The sequence below is a fragment of the Burkholderia sp. 567 genome, assembly GCF_040545115.1.
Taxonomy (GTDB): Bacteria; Pseudomonadota; Gammaproteobacteria; order Burkholderiales; family Burkholderiaceae; genus Burkholderia; species Burkholderia ambifaria.
This window is the reverse complement of the sequence record NZ_JBEPLG010000006.1, coordinates 189,865-208,659: the sequence shown is the minus strand read 5'-3', so window position 1 is coordinate 208,659 and position 18,795 is coordinate 189,865. Positions and strand designations below refer to the sequence as shown.

The following is an 18,795-nucleotide window of genomic DNA, read 5'->3' as shown; positions in this document are numbered from 1 at the left end:
CCACCGACATGAGAGATTTCGCCAACAAGGTCGCCGCGATCACGGGCGCCGGCTCGGGCATGGGCCGCGCACTCGCGGTCCAGCTCGCGCGGGCTGGCTGCCACGTGTCGCTCGCCGACAAGAACGGCGTCGGCCTCGCCGAAACCGAGCGGATCGTCCGCGCGATCGCGCCGAACGTGCGCGTGTCGACGCGCATGCTGGACGTCGGCGATCGCGACGCGATGTTCGCGTGGGCCGACGACACCGCGAAGGAGCACGGCAAGGTCAACCTGATCTTCAACAATGCGGGCGTCGCGCTGTCGAGCACCATCGAAGGGATGGAATACAGCGATCTCGAGTGGATCGTGAACATCAACTTCTGGGGCGTCGTGCACGGCACGAAGGCGTTCCTGCCGCACCTGAAGGCATCGGGCGACGGTCACGTGATCAACACGTCGAGCATCTTCGGGATCTTCGCGCAGCCGGGCATGAGCGGCTACAACGCGACCAAGTTCGCGGTGCGCGGCTTCACCGAATCGCTGCGCCAGGAACTCGACATGATGAAGTGCGGCGTGTCGGCGACCTGCGTGCATCCGGGCGGCGTCCGCACGAACATCGCGCAGTCGAGCTGCGTCGCGAAGAACATGATCGGCTTCCTGATCCAGAGCGAGCAGCAAGGCAAGGACAACTTCGAGAAATTCTTCATCACGAGCGCCGACGACGCCGCGCGCACGATCCTCGCCGGCGTGCGCAAGAACAAGCGTCGCGTGCTGATCGGCCGCGATGCGAAGGGCGCCGACTGGATGGCGCGCATCATGCCGGCCGCCTACCAGGCGATCGTGGTGCTCGTATCGCGCCGCGAGGCCGCGAAGGCCCGCCGCGAGGCCGCCCGCTACGGCGCGCCGGCGGCCGCCCCGCTTCACGCCCCCTACAACAACGCAGGCAATCAGGCAGGAGAACAATCATGACGAACCCGAACATGATGCCGGTTCGGCGCGACATCCGTTTCGCGCTGCCGCCCGAACGCGCGAAGGACTGGCACGTCCAGGGCGTGCCGGTCACGCATTTCATGAACGCGCTGTCGCTGCTGTTTCCGGCGGGCGAGCGCTTCTTCATGGATTCGGTGCGCTACTACCGCGACCGCATCGAGGATCCGGAGCTGAAGAAGCAGGTGCTCGGCTTCATCGGCCAGGAAGCGATGCACACGCGCGAGCACATCGAGTACAACGACCTGCTGCAATCGGCCGGCCTGCCCGCGCACAAGCTCGACAAGCGGCTGTGGACGATCCTCGGCTTCTTCAGGAAGACGATGCCGCATTCGATGCAGCTCGCGGCGACCATCGCGCTCGAGCATTACACGGCGATCCTCGCGAACCAGCTGCTGTCGGGCCACGAGCACCGGATCGACGGCTCGGTCGAAGGCTATCGGCAGATGTGGATGTGGCACGCGATGGAGGAAACCGAGCACAAGGCGGTGTCGTACGACGTATGGAACGCCGTGATGAAGCCGGGCCTCGGCAGCTATCTGCTGCGCACCGGCACGATGCTGCTGACGACCGTGATGTTCTGGACGATCGTGTTCGACTTCCACGTGCGGCTGATGCTCGCGCACCGTCGCAAGCACGGCAGGTTCGGCGGCATGTGGCGCCTCGTGAAGTATCTGTACAGCCCGAAGAACGGCGTGTTGCCGAGCATCGCCGGCGAATGGCTCGACTACTTCCGCCCGGGCTTCCATCCGTGGGACCACGACAACCATCAGTACCTGGAGGGCCTCGACACGCTGCTCGCGAACATCGACGCGACCAACGCGCGCTACGCGGCGCAGGCCGCCCCGCGCCGCGTGCCGCTGCATCCGGTTGCGCAGGCATGACGTCATGGCGCACGCGCACGAGATGCTGACCGTCCGCTCCGGCGACGTGAAACTCGCCGTGTATGTCAGCGGCCCGCGGCGCGCGCCGCCGCTGATCCTCGTGCACGGCTATCCCGATTCGGCGGCCGTGTGGGCGCCGGTGCGCGCGCGGCTCGCGAAGCGCTACCGCGTGATCGCCTACGACGTGCGCGGCGCCGGCGCGTCCGATGCGCCGCGCCGCCGCGCCGATTACGCGCTCGCGCGGCTCGCGGAGGACCTGGAGGCCGTCGCCGATGCGACCTGCGGCAACCGGCCGTTTCATCTGGTCGGCCACGACTGGGGGTCGATCCAGTGCTGGGAGGCCGTGACCGATCCCGCGTTCCGCGGCCGGATCGCGTCGTACACGTCGATCTCCGGGCCGTGCCTCGACCACGTGTTCCGCGCGAAGATGCGGCTCAAGCAGAGCCTGAAGTCGTGGTACATCGCGTTCTTCCACCTGCCGGTCGTGCCGTCGCTGGTGTGGCGGCTCGGCGGTGCCGCGCTGTGGCCGCGCTGGTTGCAGTTGACCGAGCGCGTGCGGCCCGAGCGCGATCCCGCGCAGTTGAAGAACGCGCTGAACGGCTTGCAGCTTTACCGCGCGAATTTCCTCGCCCGGGCGAGACGGCCGCGCGAGCGGTATGCGCAGGCGCCGGTCCAGATCCTCGTGCCGGTGCGCGACCGCTACGTGACGCCCGAGATGTCGGTCGATCTCGACCGCTGGCTCGGCGAGCACGTGCGCGAGGAAATCGACGGCGCGCACTGGATCGTGGTGCGCGATCCGGAGCTGATCGCCGCGCGGATCGACCGGTTTGCCGCGGCGCATGAAAGACCGGCCGCGGCGACCCCGGCGGCGGCCCCCGCGACGGCGAGCGCCCCGGTTCAGCGCAGCGCCGGCAGGCGCTTGAACAGCGTTTCGTAGTCGATCACGAGCCCGTCGGCATCGATGTCCATCTCCGCCGTGAAATTCCGGAAGATTCCTTCGTAGCGGTAGCGCCGGCCCGGCTCGATGCACGCGTAGGCCTGCTTGACCGGCGCGACGGTCAGATCCGGCGTCGAGATGTACGCGACGTCGATCGGCCGCCGCTCGCCGCGCGCGAGACGGAGGCGGCCGATCGGCAGCGAATTCGTGAACGGCGTCGCCGCGATGTCGATGTCGACGCAACCATCCAGTTCCGGCAGCGCGCTGCCCGAACCGTCGCGCCAGTGGCCGGCGCCGTCGCCGTGCAGTTCCAGCGTGCCGCCGCCCATCACCCTGAGCACCGCATATCGGACCCGCCACTGCGGATCGCATTCGACTCGGTACGCAAGCCCGTACGCGCGGCCGTACCGCTGGCCGACCACGGCGCTTTCGACGACGATGCCGGTTTCAGCACGATCGAACGTCAGGTGTTCGATTCCGTCGCCCTCGAGCGACGCCCAGCGAACTTCTCGCATCGTTCCTCCGAAAACGCTAACGAGAGCGCAAATTTACTACCAGAGCCCGCAAATGTCGCGAAAACGCTAACGTCCGCCCCAATTCAGGGCACCTGCCTCAAATCCCGAGTATCCAGAATTCCCTATTCCGGTGCACGGGAGAGTGTCCTATGCTCGCGGCTCGTCCTGCTCCAGCGCCGCCATGCCTACCGCCCGCCCTGCCTCGCCGTCGATCGACCTGCGCATCCTGCTGCGCAGCATCGGACAGATCGTGCTGCAGGCGAACGCGTTCACCGGCGCGATGCTGGTCGCCGCACTCGCGCTGACCGACCTGCGGCTCGCGTGCGCGGCGCTGGTCGGCGCGGCCGCCGCGAACGTGACCGCAGTGCTGACCCGCGCGGAACGCCGCGCCGTCGAACAGGGTCTGCACGGCTTCAACGGCGCGCTCGCCGCGCTGGTGGCCGTCGTCTTTGCGCCCGCCCCGCTGGCGCTCGTGCTCGCACCGCTCGCCGCGATCGGCGCCGCGCTCGTGCAGCGCGCGATGCGCACCCCGCTCGCGAAATGGCGCCAATGCGCGTATTCGAGTCCGTGCCTTGCCGCCACCGCGCTATGGTTGCCGTTTGTCGCGATGCAGCATGCGAGCGGTGTCGCGACAGATCCGGCGCCGACGCTTTCCTCGGTCGCCGCCGCGCTGCTGTCGGGCGTCGCGCAAACCGCTTTCGCACAAGGCGCGTGGGCCGGTATGCTGATCGTTGTCGGCATCGCGATCGCATCGCGCCGCGCGGCCGCGTTCGCACTCGGCGGCGCGATCGTGTCGACCGTGCTGCTGGTCGCACTCGGCGCAGGCGATACCGGATTCACCGACGGCCTGCTCGGCTTCAACGGCGCGCTCGCCGCGCTTGCGCTGATGTCGCGCGGCACGCGCGCGGCGCTCGCGGCGGCCGCCCTGGCCGCGCTGATCCAGTGGCTCGCGATGCACGCGGGCGTCCCGGCGCTCACGGCGCCGTTCGCGCTCGCGTCGTGGATCACCGTGGCCGTCGCGCGCCGCTTTACCCTCGGAGAACCCGATGTCGTCATTCGCACACCGTCCTGACACCGTGAAACCCGGTGGCCCGATCTCGGACGCCGAGCGCCGGCTGCGCGTCGATCTCGCCGCCGCGTATCGCCTCGTCGCGCTGAACGGCTGGGACGACCTGATCTACACGCATCTGTCCGCGACGGTGCCGGGCGAACCCGGCCATTTCCTGATCAATCCGTTCGGCCTCACGTTCGACGAAGTCCGTGCATCGAATCTCGTGAAGATCGACCTGACCGGCAACCGGATCGGCGACAGCGAGCATCCGGTCAACGTGACGGGCTTCGCACTGCATGCGGCCGTCCATGCCGCGCGGCCGGATGCCGTGTGCGTGATGCATCTGCACAATACGGCCGGCATCGCCGTGTCGATCCAGCGCGACGGGCTGCTGCCGGCATCGCAGCACGCGCTGCGGTTTCACGGCGACCTCGCGTATCACGACTACGAGGCGCTCGCCTTCTCGCCGGCCGAAGGCGCGCGGCTGACCGCCAGTCTCGGCGCGAACTCCGCGATGCTGCTGCGCAATCACGGCACGCTGACGGTCGGCCGGACCGTCGCCGAAGCGTATGTGCTGATGGATACGTTGATCAAGGCGTGCGACATCCAGGTGCGCGCGCAGGCAGGCGGCGGGCCGCTCGTGCTGCCCGAGCCGGCCGTCGCGGCCCGCACCGCCGAGCAACTGCGCGACGGCGGCGCGATCGAGGGCGAACTGGAATGGCCGGCGCTGCTGCGCCGCCTCGACCGCGTCGATCCGTCGTATCGCGACTGACGCCGCCGGCGTCCCGACGAACGCGAACCGATTCACCCCAACCATCGGAGCATCCAGTCATGCCGACTTTCAATATCCAGTTGTTCGAAGGCCGCACGGTCGAGCAGAAGCGTGCATTCGTCGAAGCGATCACGCGCGTCACGTGCGAGACGCTCGGCTGCGACCCGGGCTCGGTCGACATCATCCTCGCCGACGTGAAGAAGGAGAACTGGGCGACGGCCGGGAAGCTGTGGAGCGAGCGCGAATAAGCCGCTGCCGCGAACCATTCGAATCCACCGCTTGACGGGACGCAACGCGTCCCAGCCCCGCCCGCTCTCCCCCGCTCTCCCCGCTTCCCCGCCACATCGGCAAGCCCGTCGGCCTGCCGCCTGCCGTCAAACACCTGCGTCTTATCCCGAAAATTACCCATTGACGTCGATCAAAATCGATTGCAGCGCATGACGGACAATTGCGCTTGAATTCAATTCGTTCGAGCAATACCGAAAAGAGAGAACCGAGGGAAAACGCCGGACCTGCCGCGCACCGCCGCTCGATGGATTCGCGCGATTTTCATTTCGATTTTCCGATGTCCGGTTTGACACCCGATGATCGAAATCGACTCACTTCGGTTTCAAGCACCCACCCTGGAGAAACAATGAGAATGCTCGTCGACAATCTCAATCCGGACATCACGCGCAACGAGCTTCAGGGTTTTCTTCACAAATACACCGGAGAGACTTTCACGCACATCCTGTTCATCGGGCAAGCAAGCTCGAGGCCGGGTGCGTTGATCGACGTCGAAGGCGCCAACCGCGGTGCGCTCGGGGAAATCCGCAAACGCCTGAACGGCATGTACTGGAAGCGCCGCCGGATTCGCATCTGGATCTTTTCATTCTGGGATTACAGCGACGCCGCCGAAGCCCGGCGTCAACAGGAAAGCCGGAACGAGCCGTCACGCGAAACGCCGGCCATCACGCTGCACCGATAACGGTCGCCCCCAGCAGTAAACACGCATCCCCGCGCCGTACGCACCGCCGTACGCGCGGCGGCCACGTGCGCGCGACGACTTCACGCACGCTCGTCGATTACAAGGAAGCCTCATGGCTGAACTGATTCACACCGATACTGCGCGACCCGCCACGCGCAAGCTGCCGCTCGGCGCGCTGACCACTCTCGTCGTCGGCTCGATGATCGGCGGCGGCATCTTCTCGCTGCCGCAGAACATGGCTGCCGCAGCCGACGCCGGCGCGATCCTGATCGGGTGGGGCATCACCGCGGTCGGCATGCTTGCCCTCGCGTTCGTCTTCCAGACACTCGCGAACCGCAAGCCGCTGCTCGACGGCGGTGTCTACGCGTATGCGCAGGCCGGGTTCGGCGATTACATGGGCTTCTCGTCCGCATGGGGCTACTGGATCAGCGCGTGGGTCGGTAATGTCGGCTACTTCGTGCTGTTGTTCTCGACGCTCGGCTACTTCTTCCCGATGTTCGGCGAAGGCAACACGCGCGCCGCGATCGCGGCCGCCTCGGTGCTGCTGTGGGCCGTCCATTTCCTCGTATTGCGCGGCATCCGGGAAGCGGCGTTCGTCAACCTCGTCACGACCGTCGCGAAGATCGTCCCGCTCGTGGTGTTCATCGCGATCGGATTCTTCGCGTTCCGGCTCGACGTGTTCCGAGCCGACATATGGGGCCACGCGAATCCGTCGCTCGGCTCGGTGACGAACCAGGTCCGCAACATGATGCTCGCCACCGTCTGGGTGTTCATCGGCATCGAGGGCGCCAGCATCTACTCGGCGCGCGCCGAGAAGCGCAGCGATGTCGGCCGTGCGACCGTGATCGGCTTCGCCGGCGTGCTGCTCGCGCTCGTGCTCGTCAATCTGCTGTCGCTCGGCATCATGACGCAGCCGCAGCTCGCGAAGCTTCAGAACCCGTCGATGGCCGCCGTGCTCGAGCATGTGGTCGGACATTGGGGCGCCGTCGTCATCGGCGTCGGCCTCGTGGTGTCGCTCGTCGGCGCGCTGTTGTCGTGGGTGCTGCTCTGCGCGGAGATCCTGTTCTCGGCCGCAAAGGACCGCACGATGCCCGCGTTCCTGCGCAAGGAGAACGCGAACCACGTGCCGGCCAACGCGCTGTGGCTCACGAACGTGATGGTCCAGATTTTCCTGATCATCACGCTGTTCGCCCAGGGCACCTATCTGTCGCTGATCTATCTGTCGACGTCGATGATCCTGATCCCGTACTTCTGGTCGGCCGCCTACGCGCTCCTGCTCGTCGTGCGCGGCGAAACCTATGGAGCCGACGCCCGCGCACGCCGCAAGGACGGCTGCATCGCCGCGCTCGCGGTGACGTACACGGTGTGGCTGCTCTACGCGGCAGGCGTCAAGTACCTGCTGCTGTCTGCCCTGCTCTACGTGCCGGGCGCGCTGCTGTTCGCGAAGGCGAAGCGCGAACTCGGCAAGCCCGTGTTCACGACCGCCGAAAAAATCGTCTTTGCGGCGGCCGCCGTCGCGGCCGTCGTCGCGGCCTATGCGCTCCATCGCGGTCTCATCTCCCTTTGATCGAACAGGTAACGAACATGACCCATGTCACGCCTCAAGTCGGTGTCCACTCCGAAGTCGGCAAGCTGCGCAAGGTGATCGTCTGCTCGCCGGGGCTCGCCCACCATCGCCTCACGCCCAGCAATTGCAACGAATTGCTGTTCGACGACGTGATGTGGGTGAACCAGGCCAAGCGCGACCATTTCGACTTCGTATCGAAGATGCGCGAGCGCGGCGTCGAGGTGCTCGAGATGCACAATCTGCTGACCGACACCGTCGCGAACCCGGCCGCACGCACGTGGATTCTCGATCGCAAGATCACGCCCGACACCGTCGGCATCGGTCTCGTCGACGAAGTGCGCGCATGGCTCGACGGCCTCGCACCCCGCACGCTCGCCGAATTCCTGATCGGCGGCGTCGCGGCGAGCGACGTGCCGGGCGGCAGCCAGTCGAAGGCACTCACGTTGTTTCGCGACTACCTCGGGCGGTCGTCGTTCGTGCTGCCGCCGCTGCCGAACATGATGTTTACGCGCGACACGTCGTGCTGGATCTACGGCGGCGTCACGCTGAATCCGATGCACTGGCCGGCCCGCCGGCAGGAAACGCTGCTCGTCGCCGCGGTCTACCGGTTCCATCCCCAGTTCGCCGACGAGACATTCGACGTGTGGTACGGCGATCCCGACCGCGACCACGGGATGGCGACGCTCGAAGGCGGCGACGTGATGCCGATCGGTCGCGGCGTCGTGCTCGTCGGGATGGGCGAACGCACCACGCACCAGGCGATCGGCCAGCTCGCGCAGTCGCTGTTCGCGAAGGGCGCGGCCGAACGCGTGATCGTCGCGGGTCTGCCGAACTCGCGTGCGTCGATGCATCTCGACACCGTGTTCAGTTTTTGCGATCGCGATCTCGTGACCGTATTCCCCGACGTCGTGAACCGCATCGTCCCGTTCACGTTGCGCCCGCGCGACGACGCGCGCAACGGCATCGACATCGAGCGGGAAGACAAGGCGTTCGTCGACGTCGTCGCGCAGGCGCTGGGTCTGAAATCGCTGCGCATCGTCGAGACGGGCGGCAACGATTTCGCGGCCGAACGCGAACAATGGGACGACGGCAACAACATGATCTGCCTCGAACCGGGCACCGTCGTCGGCTACGACCGCAATACCTATACAAACACGCAGTTGCGCAAGGCGGGGGTCGAGGTGATCACGATCGGCTCCAGCGAGCTCGGCCGCGGGCGCGGCGGCGGCCATTGCATGACCTGTCCGGTCCTGCGCGATCCGGTCGATTTCTGAAACGGCGCGCACCGCGACGCACCGCCACTTTTTCACGGAGAAACCCGATGAGCCTCAATCTGCACAACCGCAATCTGCTGAGCCTGATCCACCACAACGCGCGCGAACTGCGCTACCTGCTCGATCTCGCCCGCGACCTGAAGCGTGCGAAGTACAGCGGCACCGAACAGCCGCGCCTGATGCGCAAGAACATCGCGCTGATCTTCGAAAAGACCTCGACCCGCACGCGTTGCGCATTCGAGGTCGCCGCATACGACCAGGGCGCCAACGTGACCTATATCGATCCGACTTCGTCGCAGATCGGTCACAAGGAAAGCATGAAGGACACGGCGCGCGTGCTGGGCCGGATGTACGACGCCATCGAGTATCGCGGCTTCCGCCAGGAGATCGTCGAAGACCTGGCGCGCTACGCGGGCGTGCCCGTGTTCAACGGACTCACCGACGAATACCATCCGACGCAGATGCTGGCCGACGTGATGACGATGCGCGAGCACAGCGACAAGGCGTTGCACGACATCAGTTACGCGTATCTCGGCGATGCGCGCAACAACATGGGCAATTCGTTGCTCCTGATCGGCGCGAAGCTCGGGATGGATGTGCGGATCGGCGCACCGAAGTCGCTGTGGCCGGCCGCGGAGTTGATCGCGCAATGCGAGGCGTTCGCGGCCGAAAGCGGCGCGCGGATCCTCTTGACCGAAGATCCGCATGCGGCAGTCGAGGGCGTCGACTTCATTCACACCGACGTGTGGGTGTCCATGGGCGAGCCGGTCGAAGCATGGGACGAGCGGATCGCGGCGTTGCTGCCGTATCAGGTCAATCGCACGCTGCTCGAATCGACGGGCAACGCGCGCACGCGGTTCATGCACTGCCTGCCGGCCTTCCACAACAGTGACACGACAGTCGGCCGGCAGATCGCCGAACGCTATCCGCACCTGAAAGACGGCATCGAGGTTACCGACGAGGTGTTCGAATCGCCGCGCTGCATTGCGTTCGAACAGGCCGAAAACCGCGTGCACACGATCAAGGCCGTCCTCGTCTCGACACTCGGCGGCATCTGACGACCCGCACGCGCCACCGGATGGTGCGTCTCATCGCACCGTCCGCACTTCAAGGAGAAACACGATGCGCATCGTCATCGCATTGGGCGGCAACGCGCTCTTGCAACGCAATCAGCCGATGTCCGAAGCCCGGCAACGACAGAACGTGAGAATCGCCGCCGCCGAGATCGCCCGGATCGCCCCCGGCAACGAACTCGTGATCGCGCATGGCAACGGCCCGCAAGTCGGGCTCCTCGCGCTGCAGGCTGCCGCCTACGCACCGGTCGAGCCGTACCCGCTCGACGTGCTCGGCGCCCAGACGGAAGGAATGATCGGGTATCTGATCGAGCAGGAACTCGGCAACCTGCTGCCCGCCGACATGCCGTTCGCCACGCTGCTGACGCAAGTCGAAGTGGACCCTGCCGACCCGGCGTTCGACCGGCCGACCAAGCCGATCGGCCCAGTCTATTCGCGCGCGGAGGCCGAACGGCTCGCGCACGAAAATGGCTGGCACATCGCGCCCGACGGCGACGCGTTTCGCCGGGTCGTGCCGAGCCCCCGACCGCACCGCATCTTCGAGATCCGTCCGATCAAATGGCTGCTGGAAAAAGGCGCGATCGTGATCTGCGCGGGCGGTGGGGGCATCCCGACGCGCTACGATGCGAACGGCAAGCTCGCGGGTGTCGAAGCCGTCATCGACAAGGATCTGTGCGCGTCGCTGCTGGCGCGCGAATTGCAGGCGGACTTGCTGCTGATCGTCACCGACGTCGACGGCGCATACGTGGACTGGCGCCTGCCGACCCAGTCGCTGATCGAAGCCGCCCATCCGGACGCGCTCGATGAGCTCGGCTTCGCGGTCGGCTCGATGGGGCCGAAGGTGCAGGCCGCCATCGAGTTCGTACGACAGACGGGCCGGGACGCGGCCATCGGCTCGCTCGCCGATATCGCCGCGATCGTCGCGGGTCGAGCCGGCACGCGCGTCACCACGAAGGTGAACGGCATCCGTTGCAGGAAACCGCGATAGCGGAGATGTGCGGCGCTGCAATATCCGTGCCGATGCGTTCGGCCGGCGTGCCGTCGATCAGTGCACTGCGTCACGGACACATCGATCACGCGCGTCACGGTTCGGCGTCGCCGGAACCTCCCGCGCGATATGCGCTCGAACCGCGGTAACGCCCAACCGAACGCGCCGCACGCCGCGGCGCTGGAAGGAGACCGCATGATCGACGACAAACGTATCGCCACCGCACTGAACGACATGATCGTGTCGATGGGCGGGCAACTGGATCAATCGCTGCGGCGGGTCGAAGAGACCTGCCCGCCCCATGAATTCGTCGCCTATCGCGAATTCGTGTCGCAAGTATTGACCACGATGCTGCTCGACTTCATGAACCCGCTCTACGCGCGGCACCCCGACCTGAAGCCGCCGGACCTCGCCTGACCCGCCCGCGCAGCGCCGCGCACGCGCGCTGCGTGCGCCCCTTCCTTCCCTGCTCCCCGTTGTGCGCCCGCACATCGCTCCGTCACGCAATCGGCGCATAATGCCGAACACACAACGCAGCAGCCAATGGCCAGCCGATCAGGAGACCGCCATGGAAGCGAAGAACGAGGAAGTCGTCGCACACCTGCTCTCGGATGTCGTCGAATTCGCGCGCGGGCGCCTGCCCGAAGCCACGTTCCGGATCGTCGAACCGTTCCTGCGTCATTACTACGACTTCGTCGACGCCGACGATCTGCAGGATCGCAGCATCGCCGACCTGTACGGCGCCGCGATGGCGCACTGGCAGACCGCCCAGAAATTCGTGCCCGGCAGCGAGCGGCTGCGCGTGTACAACCCGATCGTCGAGCAGCACGGCTGGCACTCGGACCACACGGTGATCGAGATCGTCAACGACGACATGCCGTTCCTCGTCGACTCGGTGACGATGGCGGTGAACCGCCTCGGGCTCGCGCTGCACTCCGCGCTGCACCCGGTGTTCCGCATCTGGCGCGGCGGCAACGGCGGGATCGAGCGTGTCGACGCCGGCGGCGCGACGGCCCCCGACGGCCAGTCGCAGCTCGCGTCGTTCATCCATTTCGAAGTCGACCGCTGCGGCGACGCCGCGCTGCTCGACACGCTGCGCGACGACATCGCGCGCGTGCTCGGCGACGTGCGCGCGTCGGTCGAGGACTGGCCGAAGATCGTCGACATCGCGCGCGCGACGATCAAGGACATGAAAGCCCGCGAATCCACCGCGGAAGACATCGAGGCGCGCGCGTTCCTCGAATGGATGGCCGCCGACCACTTCACGTTCCTCGGCCAGCGCGACTACTCGCTGGTATCCGACGCGTCGGGCTTCGGCCTGCGCGGCGTCGAGGGCTCCGGCTTCGGCCTGCTGCGCGAATCGCTGCGGCCGTCCGGCGCGCCGGACGTGACGCCGCTGCCGCCGGCCGCCGCCGAGATCATCACCGGCCCCTGGCCGATCTTCCTGACGAAGGCGAACTCGCGCGCGACCGTGCACCGGCCCGGCTACCTCGACTACGTCGGCGTGAAACTGGTCGGCGCCGACGGCAAGGTGATCGGCGAGCGCCGCTTCATCGGGCTCTACACGTCGACCGCGTACATGGTGTCGAGCGCCGAGATCCCGATCGTGCGCCGCAAGTGCGCGAACATCGTGCGGCGCGCGGGCTTCCTGCCGAAGGGGCATCTCGGCAAGTCGCTGGTGACGGTGCTCGAAACCTATCCGCGCGACGAACTGTTCCAGGCCGACGAAGACCAGCTCTACGACATCGCGCTCGGCATCCTGCGCCTGCAGGAACACCAGCGCACGCGCCTGTTCGTGCGGCGCGACCGCTTCGACCGCTTCGTGTCGTGCCTCGCGTTCGTGCCGCGCGACAAGTACAACACCGACCTGCGCCGCCGCATCGCGAAGCTGCTCGTCGACGCATACAACGGCGTGAACGTCGAATTCACGCCGCTGCTGTCGGAATCGGCGATCGCGCGGATTCATTTCGTCGTCCATGCGGAACCGGGCACGATGCCCGACGTCGACACGCGCGAGCTCGAAGCGCGGCTCGTGCAGGTCGCGCGCCGCTGGCAGGACGATCTCGCGGACGCATTGCTCGACGCGTTCGGCGAAGAGCAAGGCAACCGGCTGCTGCAGCGCTATGCGGAATCGTTCCCGGCCGGCTATCGCGACGACTATCCGGCGCGCACGGCCGTGCGCGACATCGAGCTGATCGAGCGCGTGAAGGAGTCGGGCCAGCTCGCGATGAACCTGTACCGCCCGATCGAGGCCGGCCCGCGCGCGTTCCGCTTCAAGGTGTATCGCGCGGGCGACCCGATCGCGCTGTCGCGCAGCCTGCCGATGCTGGAACATCTGGGCGTGCGCGTCGACGAGGAGCGGCCGTACCGGATCCAGACGCAGGATGCCGCGCCCGCGTGGGTGCACGATTTCGGGCTTGAACTCGCCGACGACACCGAGTTCGACATCGAGCGCGTGAAGGGCCTGTTCGAGGATGCGTTCGACCGGATCTGGAGCGGCCGGATCGAGAACGACGACTTCAACCGCCTGGTGTTGCGCGCCCACCTGAGCGCCCGTGAGGTCACGATCCTGCGGGCGTATGCGAAATACCTGCGGCAGGTCGGCTCGACGTTCAGCGACGCATATATCGAGCGCGCGCTGACCGGCAACCCGGCGATCGCACGGCAGCTCGTCGAGCTGTTCCTGCTGCGCTTCGACCCGGCCATCGGCGGCACGCGCGACGTGCAGGCCGAACACCTGCTGAAGGCCATCGAGACGGCGCTCGACCAGGTGCCGAACCTCGACGAGGACCGGATCCTGCGCCAGTTCCTCGGTGTGATCAACGCGACCGAGCGCACCAACTATTTCCTGCTCGACGCGAACGGCGAATCGAAGCCGTACCTGTCGTTCAAGTTCAATCCGGCGAAGGTGCCCGGCCTGCCGGAGCCGAAGCCGATGTTCGAGATCTGGGTGTACTCGCCGCGCGTCGAGGGCGTGCACCTGCGCGGCGGGCGCGTCGCGCGCGGCGGGCTGCGCTGGTCCGACCGCCGCGAGGATTTCCGCACCGAGGTGCTCGGGCTGATGAAGGCGCAGATGGTGAAGAACGTCGTGATCGTGCCGGTCGGCTCGAAAGGCGGCTTCGTCGTGAAGAACCCGCCGCCGCCGAGCGATCGCGAAGCGTGGATGCGCGAAGGCATCGCGTGCTATCAGACGTTCCTGCGCGGGCTGCTCGACCTCACCGACAATCTCGCCGGCAACACGATCGTGCCGCCGCCCGACGTGGTGCGGCACGATCCCGACGATCCATATCTCGTCGTCGCGGCCGACAAGGGCACGGCCACCTTCTCCGACTACGCGAACGCGATCTCGCACGAATACGGCTTCTGGCTCGACGATGCATTCGCGTCCGGCGGCTCGGTCGGCTACGACCACAAGAAGATGGCGATCACCGCGCGCGGCGCGTGGGAATCGGTGAAGCGGCACTTCCGCGAGATGGGCGTCGATACGCAGACGACCGACTTCACCGTGGTCGGCGTCGGCGACATGTCGGGCGACGTGTTCGGCAACGGGATGCTGCTGTCGCCGCATATCCGGCTCGTCGCCGCTTTCGATCACCGACACGTGTTCCTCGATCCGAACCCCGACCCGGCGACGAGCTTCGCGGAGCGCGAGCGAATGTTCGCGCTCGAACGCTCGAGCTGGGCCGACTACGACACCTCCGTGATCTCGCAGGGCGGCGGCGTGTACGCGCGCACCGCGAAGACGATCCCGCTGTCGCCGGCCGTGCAGGCCGCGCTCGGCATCGACGCACAGGCGCTGCCGCCGACCGAGCTGATCCGCGCGATCCTGCAGGCGCCGGTCGACCTGCTGTACAACGGCGGCATCGGTACCTACGTGAAGGCCGCGCACGAAAGCCACCAGCAAGTCGGCGATCGGGCGAACGACGCGGTGCGCGTGAACGGCGCGGACCTGCGCTGCAAGGTCGTCGGCGAGGGCGGCAACCTCGGCTGCACGCAGTTCGGCCGCATCGAGTTCGCGCAGCGCGGCGGGCGCATCAACACCGACGCGATCGACAACTCGGCGGGCGTCGATTGTTCGGACCACGAAGTCAACATCAAGATCCTGCTCGGCCTCGTCGTCAGCGACGGCGAGATGACCGAGAAGCAGCGCAACGCCCTGCTCGCGGAAATGACCGACGAAGTCGGGCTGCTGGTGCTGCGCGACAACTACTACCAGACGCAGGCGCTGTCGATCGCCGGTCGCTACAGCGTCGAGCTGCTCGACGCCGAGGCGCGCCTGATGCGCTGGCTCGAACGCGCGGGCCGCCTGAACCGCGTGATCGAGTTCCTGCCGACCGACGACGAGATCGCCGAACGGCAAACCGCGAAACAGGGCCTGACGTCGCCGGAGCGCGCGGTGCTGCTCGCGTACAGCAAGATGTGGCTGTACGACGCGCTGCTCGACTCCGACGTCCCGGAGGATCCGCTCGTCGCCGCGATGCTCGTCGACTATTTCCCGACGCCGCTGCAACAGCGCTTCAACGAACCGATGCAGCGCCACCCGCTGCGGCGCGAGATTCTCGCGACGCACCTGACCAACGCGCTCGTCAACCGCGTGGGCTGCGCGTTCGTGCACCGGCTGATGGAGGAAACCGACGCGAAGCCGGGCGACATCGTGCGCGCGTGCATCATGGCGCGCGACGTGTTCGATCTCGATGCGGTGTGGCGCGACATCGACGCGCTCGACAACCGCGTCGCCGACGACGTGCAGGCGCGCATGTTCGTCGACGTCGCACGGCTGCTGGAGCGCGCGGCGCTGTGGTTCCTGCGGCAGCTGCAATCGGGCGCGGTGGCCAACGGCGGCGTCGCCGGCTTGATCGCGCGCTGCCGCGACGCGGTGCAGCGCCTCGCGCCGCAATTGCCGTCGCTGCTGCCGACGAGCGATCTCGAGGCGTTGTCCGAGCGGCAGCGCGTGCTGGTGGACGCCGGCGTCGACAGCGCGCTCGCCGGGCGCGTCGCGAACGGCGACATCTCGGCCGCGCTGCTCGACATCGCCGAAGTGGCCGCGACCTGCGATCGCAGCCTCGAGCTGGTCGCGGGCGTGTACTTCTCGCTCGGCACGCTGCTGAACTACCGGTGGATCGGCGAACGCGCGGCCACGCTGCCGGCGCCGACGCACTGGGACATGCTGGCGCGCGCGGCCGCGCTCGCGGAAATCGCGCGGCTCAAGCGCACGCTTGCGACCAGCGCGCTGGCGGAATCGGCCGACTCGACGGCGCCGGAGACGATCGTCCACGCATGGCGCGAACGCCGCGAAGCCGCGCTGGAGCGCTACGAGCATCTGCTCGCCGACTTGCGCGCGTCCGGGGGCGCGAGCCTCGCGGTGCTGCTCGTGATCGTGCGCGAGATGGCCGTGCTGGAACGCGCGTGACGGGTGACCGTGGCGTTACACCATCGCGACCAGCAGCTCTTCCGCGTTGTTCGGCGGACGCAGGCCGTCGGGTCGATCGGCGAAGTAGCGGCGCGTAAGCTCGGCGGCCGACACATGCTCGGCCCGCGCGAAGCCGGCCTGCGCCGCGAGCGCGCGGATCTCCGCCGGCATGAAGAAGCTGATGAACGGCGTGCCGCTCGCGGCCGCGCCCTTCGCCGCCATTTCGAGCCCGGGGCGCACGTCCGGATCCGCATGCTCGAGCGGCAGCAGGAAGGTCATCGCGAACGTCGAACCCGGCGCGAGCGACGCGACTTCGCGCAGCGCTGCCGCGTTCGCGTCGCGCGTCAGGTACATGCTGACGCCGGTGGACACCACGACCGCCGGTTTGCCCGCATCGAAGCCCGCGCCAACGAGCGCGTCGCGCCACGACTGCTGCGCCTCGAAATCGACCGGCACGAACCGCAGCCAGTCCGGCACGCCGAAACCGAGCTCGGTCAGGCGGCGCCGCTTCCACGCCTGCGGCGCGGGCGGATCGACTTCGAAGACGGTCAGGCGCGACGCCATCTCCGGCCGGCGCTGCACGAAGCTGTCGAGCCCCGCGCCGAGAATCACGTACTGGCTCACACCCTGCGCGGCCTGGTCGATGACGAGATCCTCGATGAAGCGCGCCCGCGCGACGATCGATGCGCGAAACGGCCGCGTGAACCGCGGATCCATGTCGCCGCGCTGCTGCCAGCCGGGCGCCGGTGCAAGCAGGCGCAGGCCGACTTCGTCGGTGAGCACGTGCGGCGGCGCATCGAGCTCGACGTGCAGCGCGCGCCACAGCGCGACGCGGGCGGCGGTGCTGTCGGGGGCGTCCTGATGGTCTTGATGGTCCTGATGGAGGCCAGTCATCGCCGCGGCCTCATGCAGCCGATGTGCCCGGCGCCTGCAAGCGCCACACGCGACCGTCGGGGTCTCGCACGGTCATGTCCCGCGTGCCCCAGTGCGTATCCTCGAACGGCGTGACCACGTCGACGATCGGCTGCGGCCGGACCGACTGTTCGTCCGGCACCGTCAGCACGACCTGCATGTCCGGCGTCTCGCTCGTCGGCACTTCGGCGATGAACAGATACGGGCCGTCGCCGCGCCTCAACTGGCCCGACGCGTGATCGGTTTCGAATTCCAGCGTGAAGCCCAGCGCCTGGAAGAACTTCGCCGACTTGCCCCAGTTGTGCGTCGTCAGGTATACAGCTTCGATTCGCCCGGATGACATGTCACTCCTCCTTGGTGGACGGCCCGGCTCCCGGTGGCGGAGCGGCCAGATATGCGCGCAATGCGTCGGCTACCAGCGCGGACAGCGACTGCTCCGTTTCGATGGCGCGATGCTTGACCTGCCGGATCAGGCTCAGCGGCAGGTACACGTTGAACTGCTTCACTTCTTCGTCGCCCATGATTACTAGTATGCTAGCAAAATAGCAAAAGTCAAACAGGGAATGGAATCGGCGGCGTGGCGTGCGGCGGACGTCGATGCCGGCCATGCCGCCGCTCGCTACGCGGTCACGTCATGTTGGCCCGCGCCGCCACCCGCGCGAACAGCGCGTCGAGATCGAAGCCGGTCGTATCGATGCCGATCGTGTCGCGCAGGCATGCGCCCCACGCCGCCGCGTCGTCGAACGTGACGGTGCGCCCCGCGCCCGCCGCGTCGCGCAGCGTCAGCACGGTGTTGAACAGCGCCGCGCGGCCGTCCGGCAGCACGCGGCATGCGATCAGGTCGTTCACGAAGATCGATTCGGGATACGTCGACGTGAACCAGTTCGCGGCGTCGTAATCGATCCACTCGGCCCGCTTCAGCGAGAAGCGATAGGTCGTCTGCCAGCCGTCGGGAATCTCGAACTGCATGTCGAACTCGCCGTCGACCGGTGCGCCGACCACCCGAAACGCACCGTGCGGCGTCAGTTGCCGCTCGTCGGGCACGAAGCGCAGCGGCGCGGTGAGTGTCGCGCTGCCGAAGCCGATGTCCGCGAGCCACGTCGCGCCGTCGAGATCGATGCGCAGCAGCATGTGCGTCTGCGCGGTGACGACGTCGGCCGGCCGCATCCAGCGCACACGCGCGATCAACGGCGTCACGCGGAATCCGATGTGCGTGAGCGCGGTGTAGAACAGCTTGTTGAGTTCGAAGCAGTAGCCGCCGCGGCGGTGCGCGACCACCTTGTCGACGATCGCCGGCACGTCGAGCGCGACACGCGCGCCGGTCAGCGGATTGAGGTTTTCGAACGGGATCGCCTGCGGGTGCAGCAGATGCAGCCGGCGCAGCACGTCGAGCGTCGGCTCGGCCGGGCCGTCGTAGCCGATGCGGGCGAAATAGCGCGGAAGGTCGAACGAGTCAGTCATGAACCGGCACCGGAAACGG

Annotated in this window: 18 protein-coding genes; 13 read left to right on the top strand and 5 right to left on the bottom strand. The window is 67.3% G+C overall.

The features are described 5' to 3' along the window. Positions 1-8: 8 nt before the first annotated feature. The 3 genes from ABIC50_RS19080 to ABIC50_RS19070 are packed head-to-tail and all read left to right on the top strand — an operon-like array spanning position 9 to position 2,786. Entirely contained in the window at positions 9-947 is a 939-nt protein-coding gene (locus ABIC50_RS19080; RefSeq protein WP_011659064.1) for an SDR family NAD(P)-dependent oxidoreductase, read from the top strand. Next, positions 944-1,849 carry a metal-dependent hydrolase gene (locus ABIC50_RS19075; RefSeq protein ID WP_165753369.1) on the top strand — a complete coding sequence of 302 codons (906 nt, stop codon included), beginning with the start codon at positions 944-946 and terminating at the stop codon, positions 1,847-1,849. The genes ABIC50_RS19080 and ABIC50_RS19075 overlap by 4 nt, the downstream gene beginning before the upstream one ends. Before the next feature lie 4 nt (positions 1,850-1,853). Continuing rightward, a complete protein-coding gene (locus ABIC50_RS19070) occupies positions 1,854-2,786 on the top strand; it encodes an alpha/beta fold hydrolase (RefSeq protein WP_354166160.1) in 933 nt (310 codons plus the stop codon). On the opposite strand, the gene ABIC50_RS19065 is transcribed toward ABIC50_RS19070, so the two are convergent. Next, the gene (locus ABIC50_RS19065) at positions 2,747-3,301 is read right to left on the bottom strand and encodes a putative glycolipid-binding domain-containing protein (RefSeq protein ID WP_175659043.1); all 555 of its coding nucleotides are present in this window, start codon (positions 3,299-3,301) and stop codon (positions 2,747-2,749) included. The two genes, ABIC50_RS19070 and ABIC50_RS19065, sit on opposite strands and share 40 nt — an antisense overlap. Positions 3,302-3,482: 181 nt before the next feature. Here ABIC50_RS19065 and ABIC50_RS19060 point away from each other — a divergent pair, with 181 nt between their 5' ends. The 10 genes from ABIC50_RS19060 (at position 3,483) to ABIC50_RS19015 (ending at position 16,403) form a co-directional block, all read left to right on the top strand. Continuing rightward, entirely contained in the window at positions 3,483-4,373 is an 891-nt protein-coding gene (locus tag ABIC50_RS19060; protein ID WP_354166158.1) for an urea transporter, read from the top strand. Then, entirely contained in the window at positions 4,348-5,124 is a 777-nt protein-coding gene (locus tag ABIC50_RS19055; protein WP_354166155.1) for a class II aldolase/adducin family protein, read from the top strand. Before ABIC50_RS19060 ends, ABIC50_RS19055 begins: the two co-directional genes overlap by 26 nt. Positions 5,125-5,183: 59 nt before the next feature. After that, positions 5,184-5,372 (top strand): 4-oxalocrotonate tautomerase, encoded by a 189-nt coding sequence (locus tag ABIC50_RS19050; RefSeq protein ID WP_012366292.1) that lies wholly within the window; start codon positions 5,184-5,186, stop codon positions 5,370-5,372. A 386-nt stretch (positions 5,373-5,758) separates the two neighbouring features. Beyond that, complete coding sequence (locus ABIC50_RS19045; protein WP_354166506.1) at positions 5,759-6,091, top strand: RNA-binding protein; 333 nt, start codon at positions 5,759-5,761, stop codon at positions 6,089-6,091. A gap of 112 nt (positions 6,092-6,203) precedes the next feature. Continuing rightward, positions 6,204-7,658, top strand: coding sequence for an arginine-ornithine antiporter (arcD, locus tag ABIC50_RS19040; RefSeq protein WP_354166153.1), 1,455 nt, complete (start codon positions 6,204-6,206; stop codon positions 7,656-7,658). A gap of 17 nt (positions 7,659-7,675) precedes the next feature. Beyond that, positions 7,676-8,932, top strand: coding sequence for an arginine deiminase (gene arcA / locus ABIC50_RS19035; protein WP_175695121.1), 1,257 nt, complete (start codon positions 7,676-7,678; stop codon positions 8,930-8,932). A 47-nt stretch (positions 8,933-8,979) separates the two neighbouring features. Further along, complete coding sequence (locus ABIC50_RS19030) at positions 8,980-9,990, top strand: ornithine carbamoyltransferase (protein ID WP_354166151.1); 1,011 nt, start codon at positions 8,980-8,982, stop codon at positions 9,988-9,990. 64 nt (positions 9,991-10,054) lie between these two features. Next, positions 10,055-10,993, top strand: coding sequence for a carbamate kinase (gene arcC, locus ABIC50_RS19025; protein ID WP_354166149.1), 939 nt, complete (start codon positions 10,055-10,057; stop codon positions 10,991-10,993). Between the two features lie 195 nt (positions 10,994-11,188). After that, a complete protein-coding gene (locus ABIC50_RS19020) occupies positions 11,189-11,410 on the top strand; it encodes a hypothetical protein (RefSeq protein ID WP_012366298.1) in 222 nt (73 codons plus the stop codon). Between the two features lie 151 nt (positions 11,411-11,561). Then, complete coding sequence (locus tag ABIC50_RS19015; RefSeq protein ID WP_354166147.1) at positions 11,562-16,403, top strand: NAD-glutamate dehydrogenase; 4,842 nt, start codon at positions 11,562-11,564, stop codon at positions 16,401-16,403. A gap of 15 nt (positions 16,404-16,418) precedes the next feature. On the opposite strand, the gene ABIC50_RS19010 is transcribed toward ABIC50_RS19015, so the two are convergent. The 4 genes from ABIC50_RS19010 to ABIC50_RS18995 all read right to left on the bottom strand — a co-directional run bounded on the left by ABIC50_RS19010 (position 16,419) and on the right by ABIC50_RS18995 (position 18,776). Further along, complete coding sequence (locus ABIC50_RS19010) at positions 16,419-17,297, bottom strand: class I SAM-dependent methyltransferase (RefSeq protein ID WP_354166145.1); 879 nt, start codon at positions 17,295-17,297, stop codon at positions 16,419-16,421. A 10-nt stretch (positions 17,298-17,307) separates the two neighbouring features. Further along, positions 17,308-17,658 (bottom strand): VOC family protein, encoded by a 351-nt coding sequence (locus ABIC50_RS19005; RefSeq protein WP_175654572.1) that lies wholly within the window; start codon positions 17,656-17,658, stop codon positions 17,308-17,310. 1 nt (position 17,659) lies between these two features. Beyond that, positions 17,660-17,836: a ribbon-helix-helix domain-containing protein gene (locus ABIC50_RS19000; protein WP_354166504.1), complete on the bottom strand. Its 177-nt coding sequence runs from the start codon at positions 17,834-17,836 to the stop codon at positions 17,660-17,662. Positions 17,837-17,942: 106 nt separating this feature from the next. Next, positions 17,943-18,776, bottom strand: coding sequence for an arylamine N-acetyltransferase family protein (locus ABIC50_RS18995; protein ID WP_175726357.1), 834 nt, complete (start codon positions 18,774-18,776; stop codon positions 17,943-17,945). Positions 18,777-18,795 lie beyond the last annotated feature (19 nt).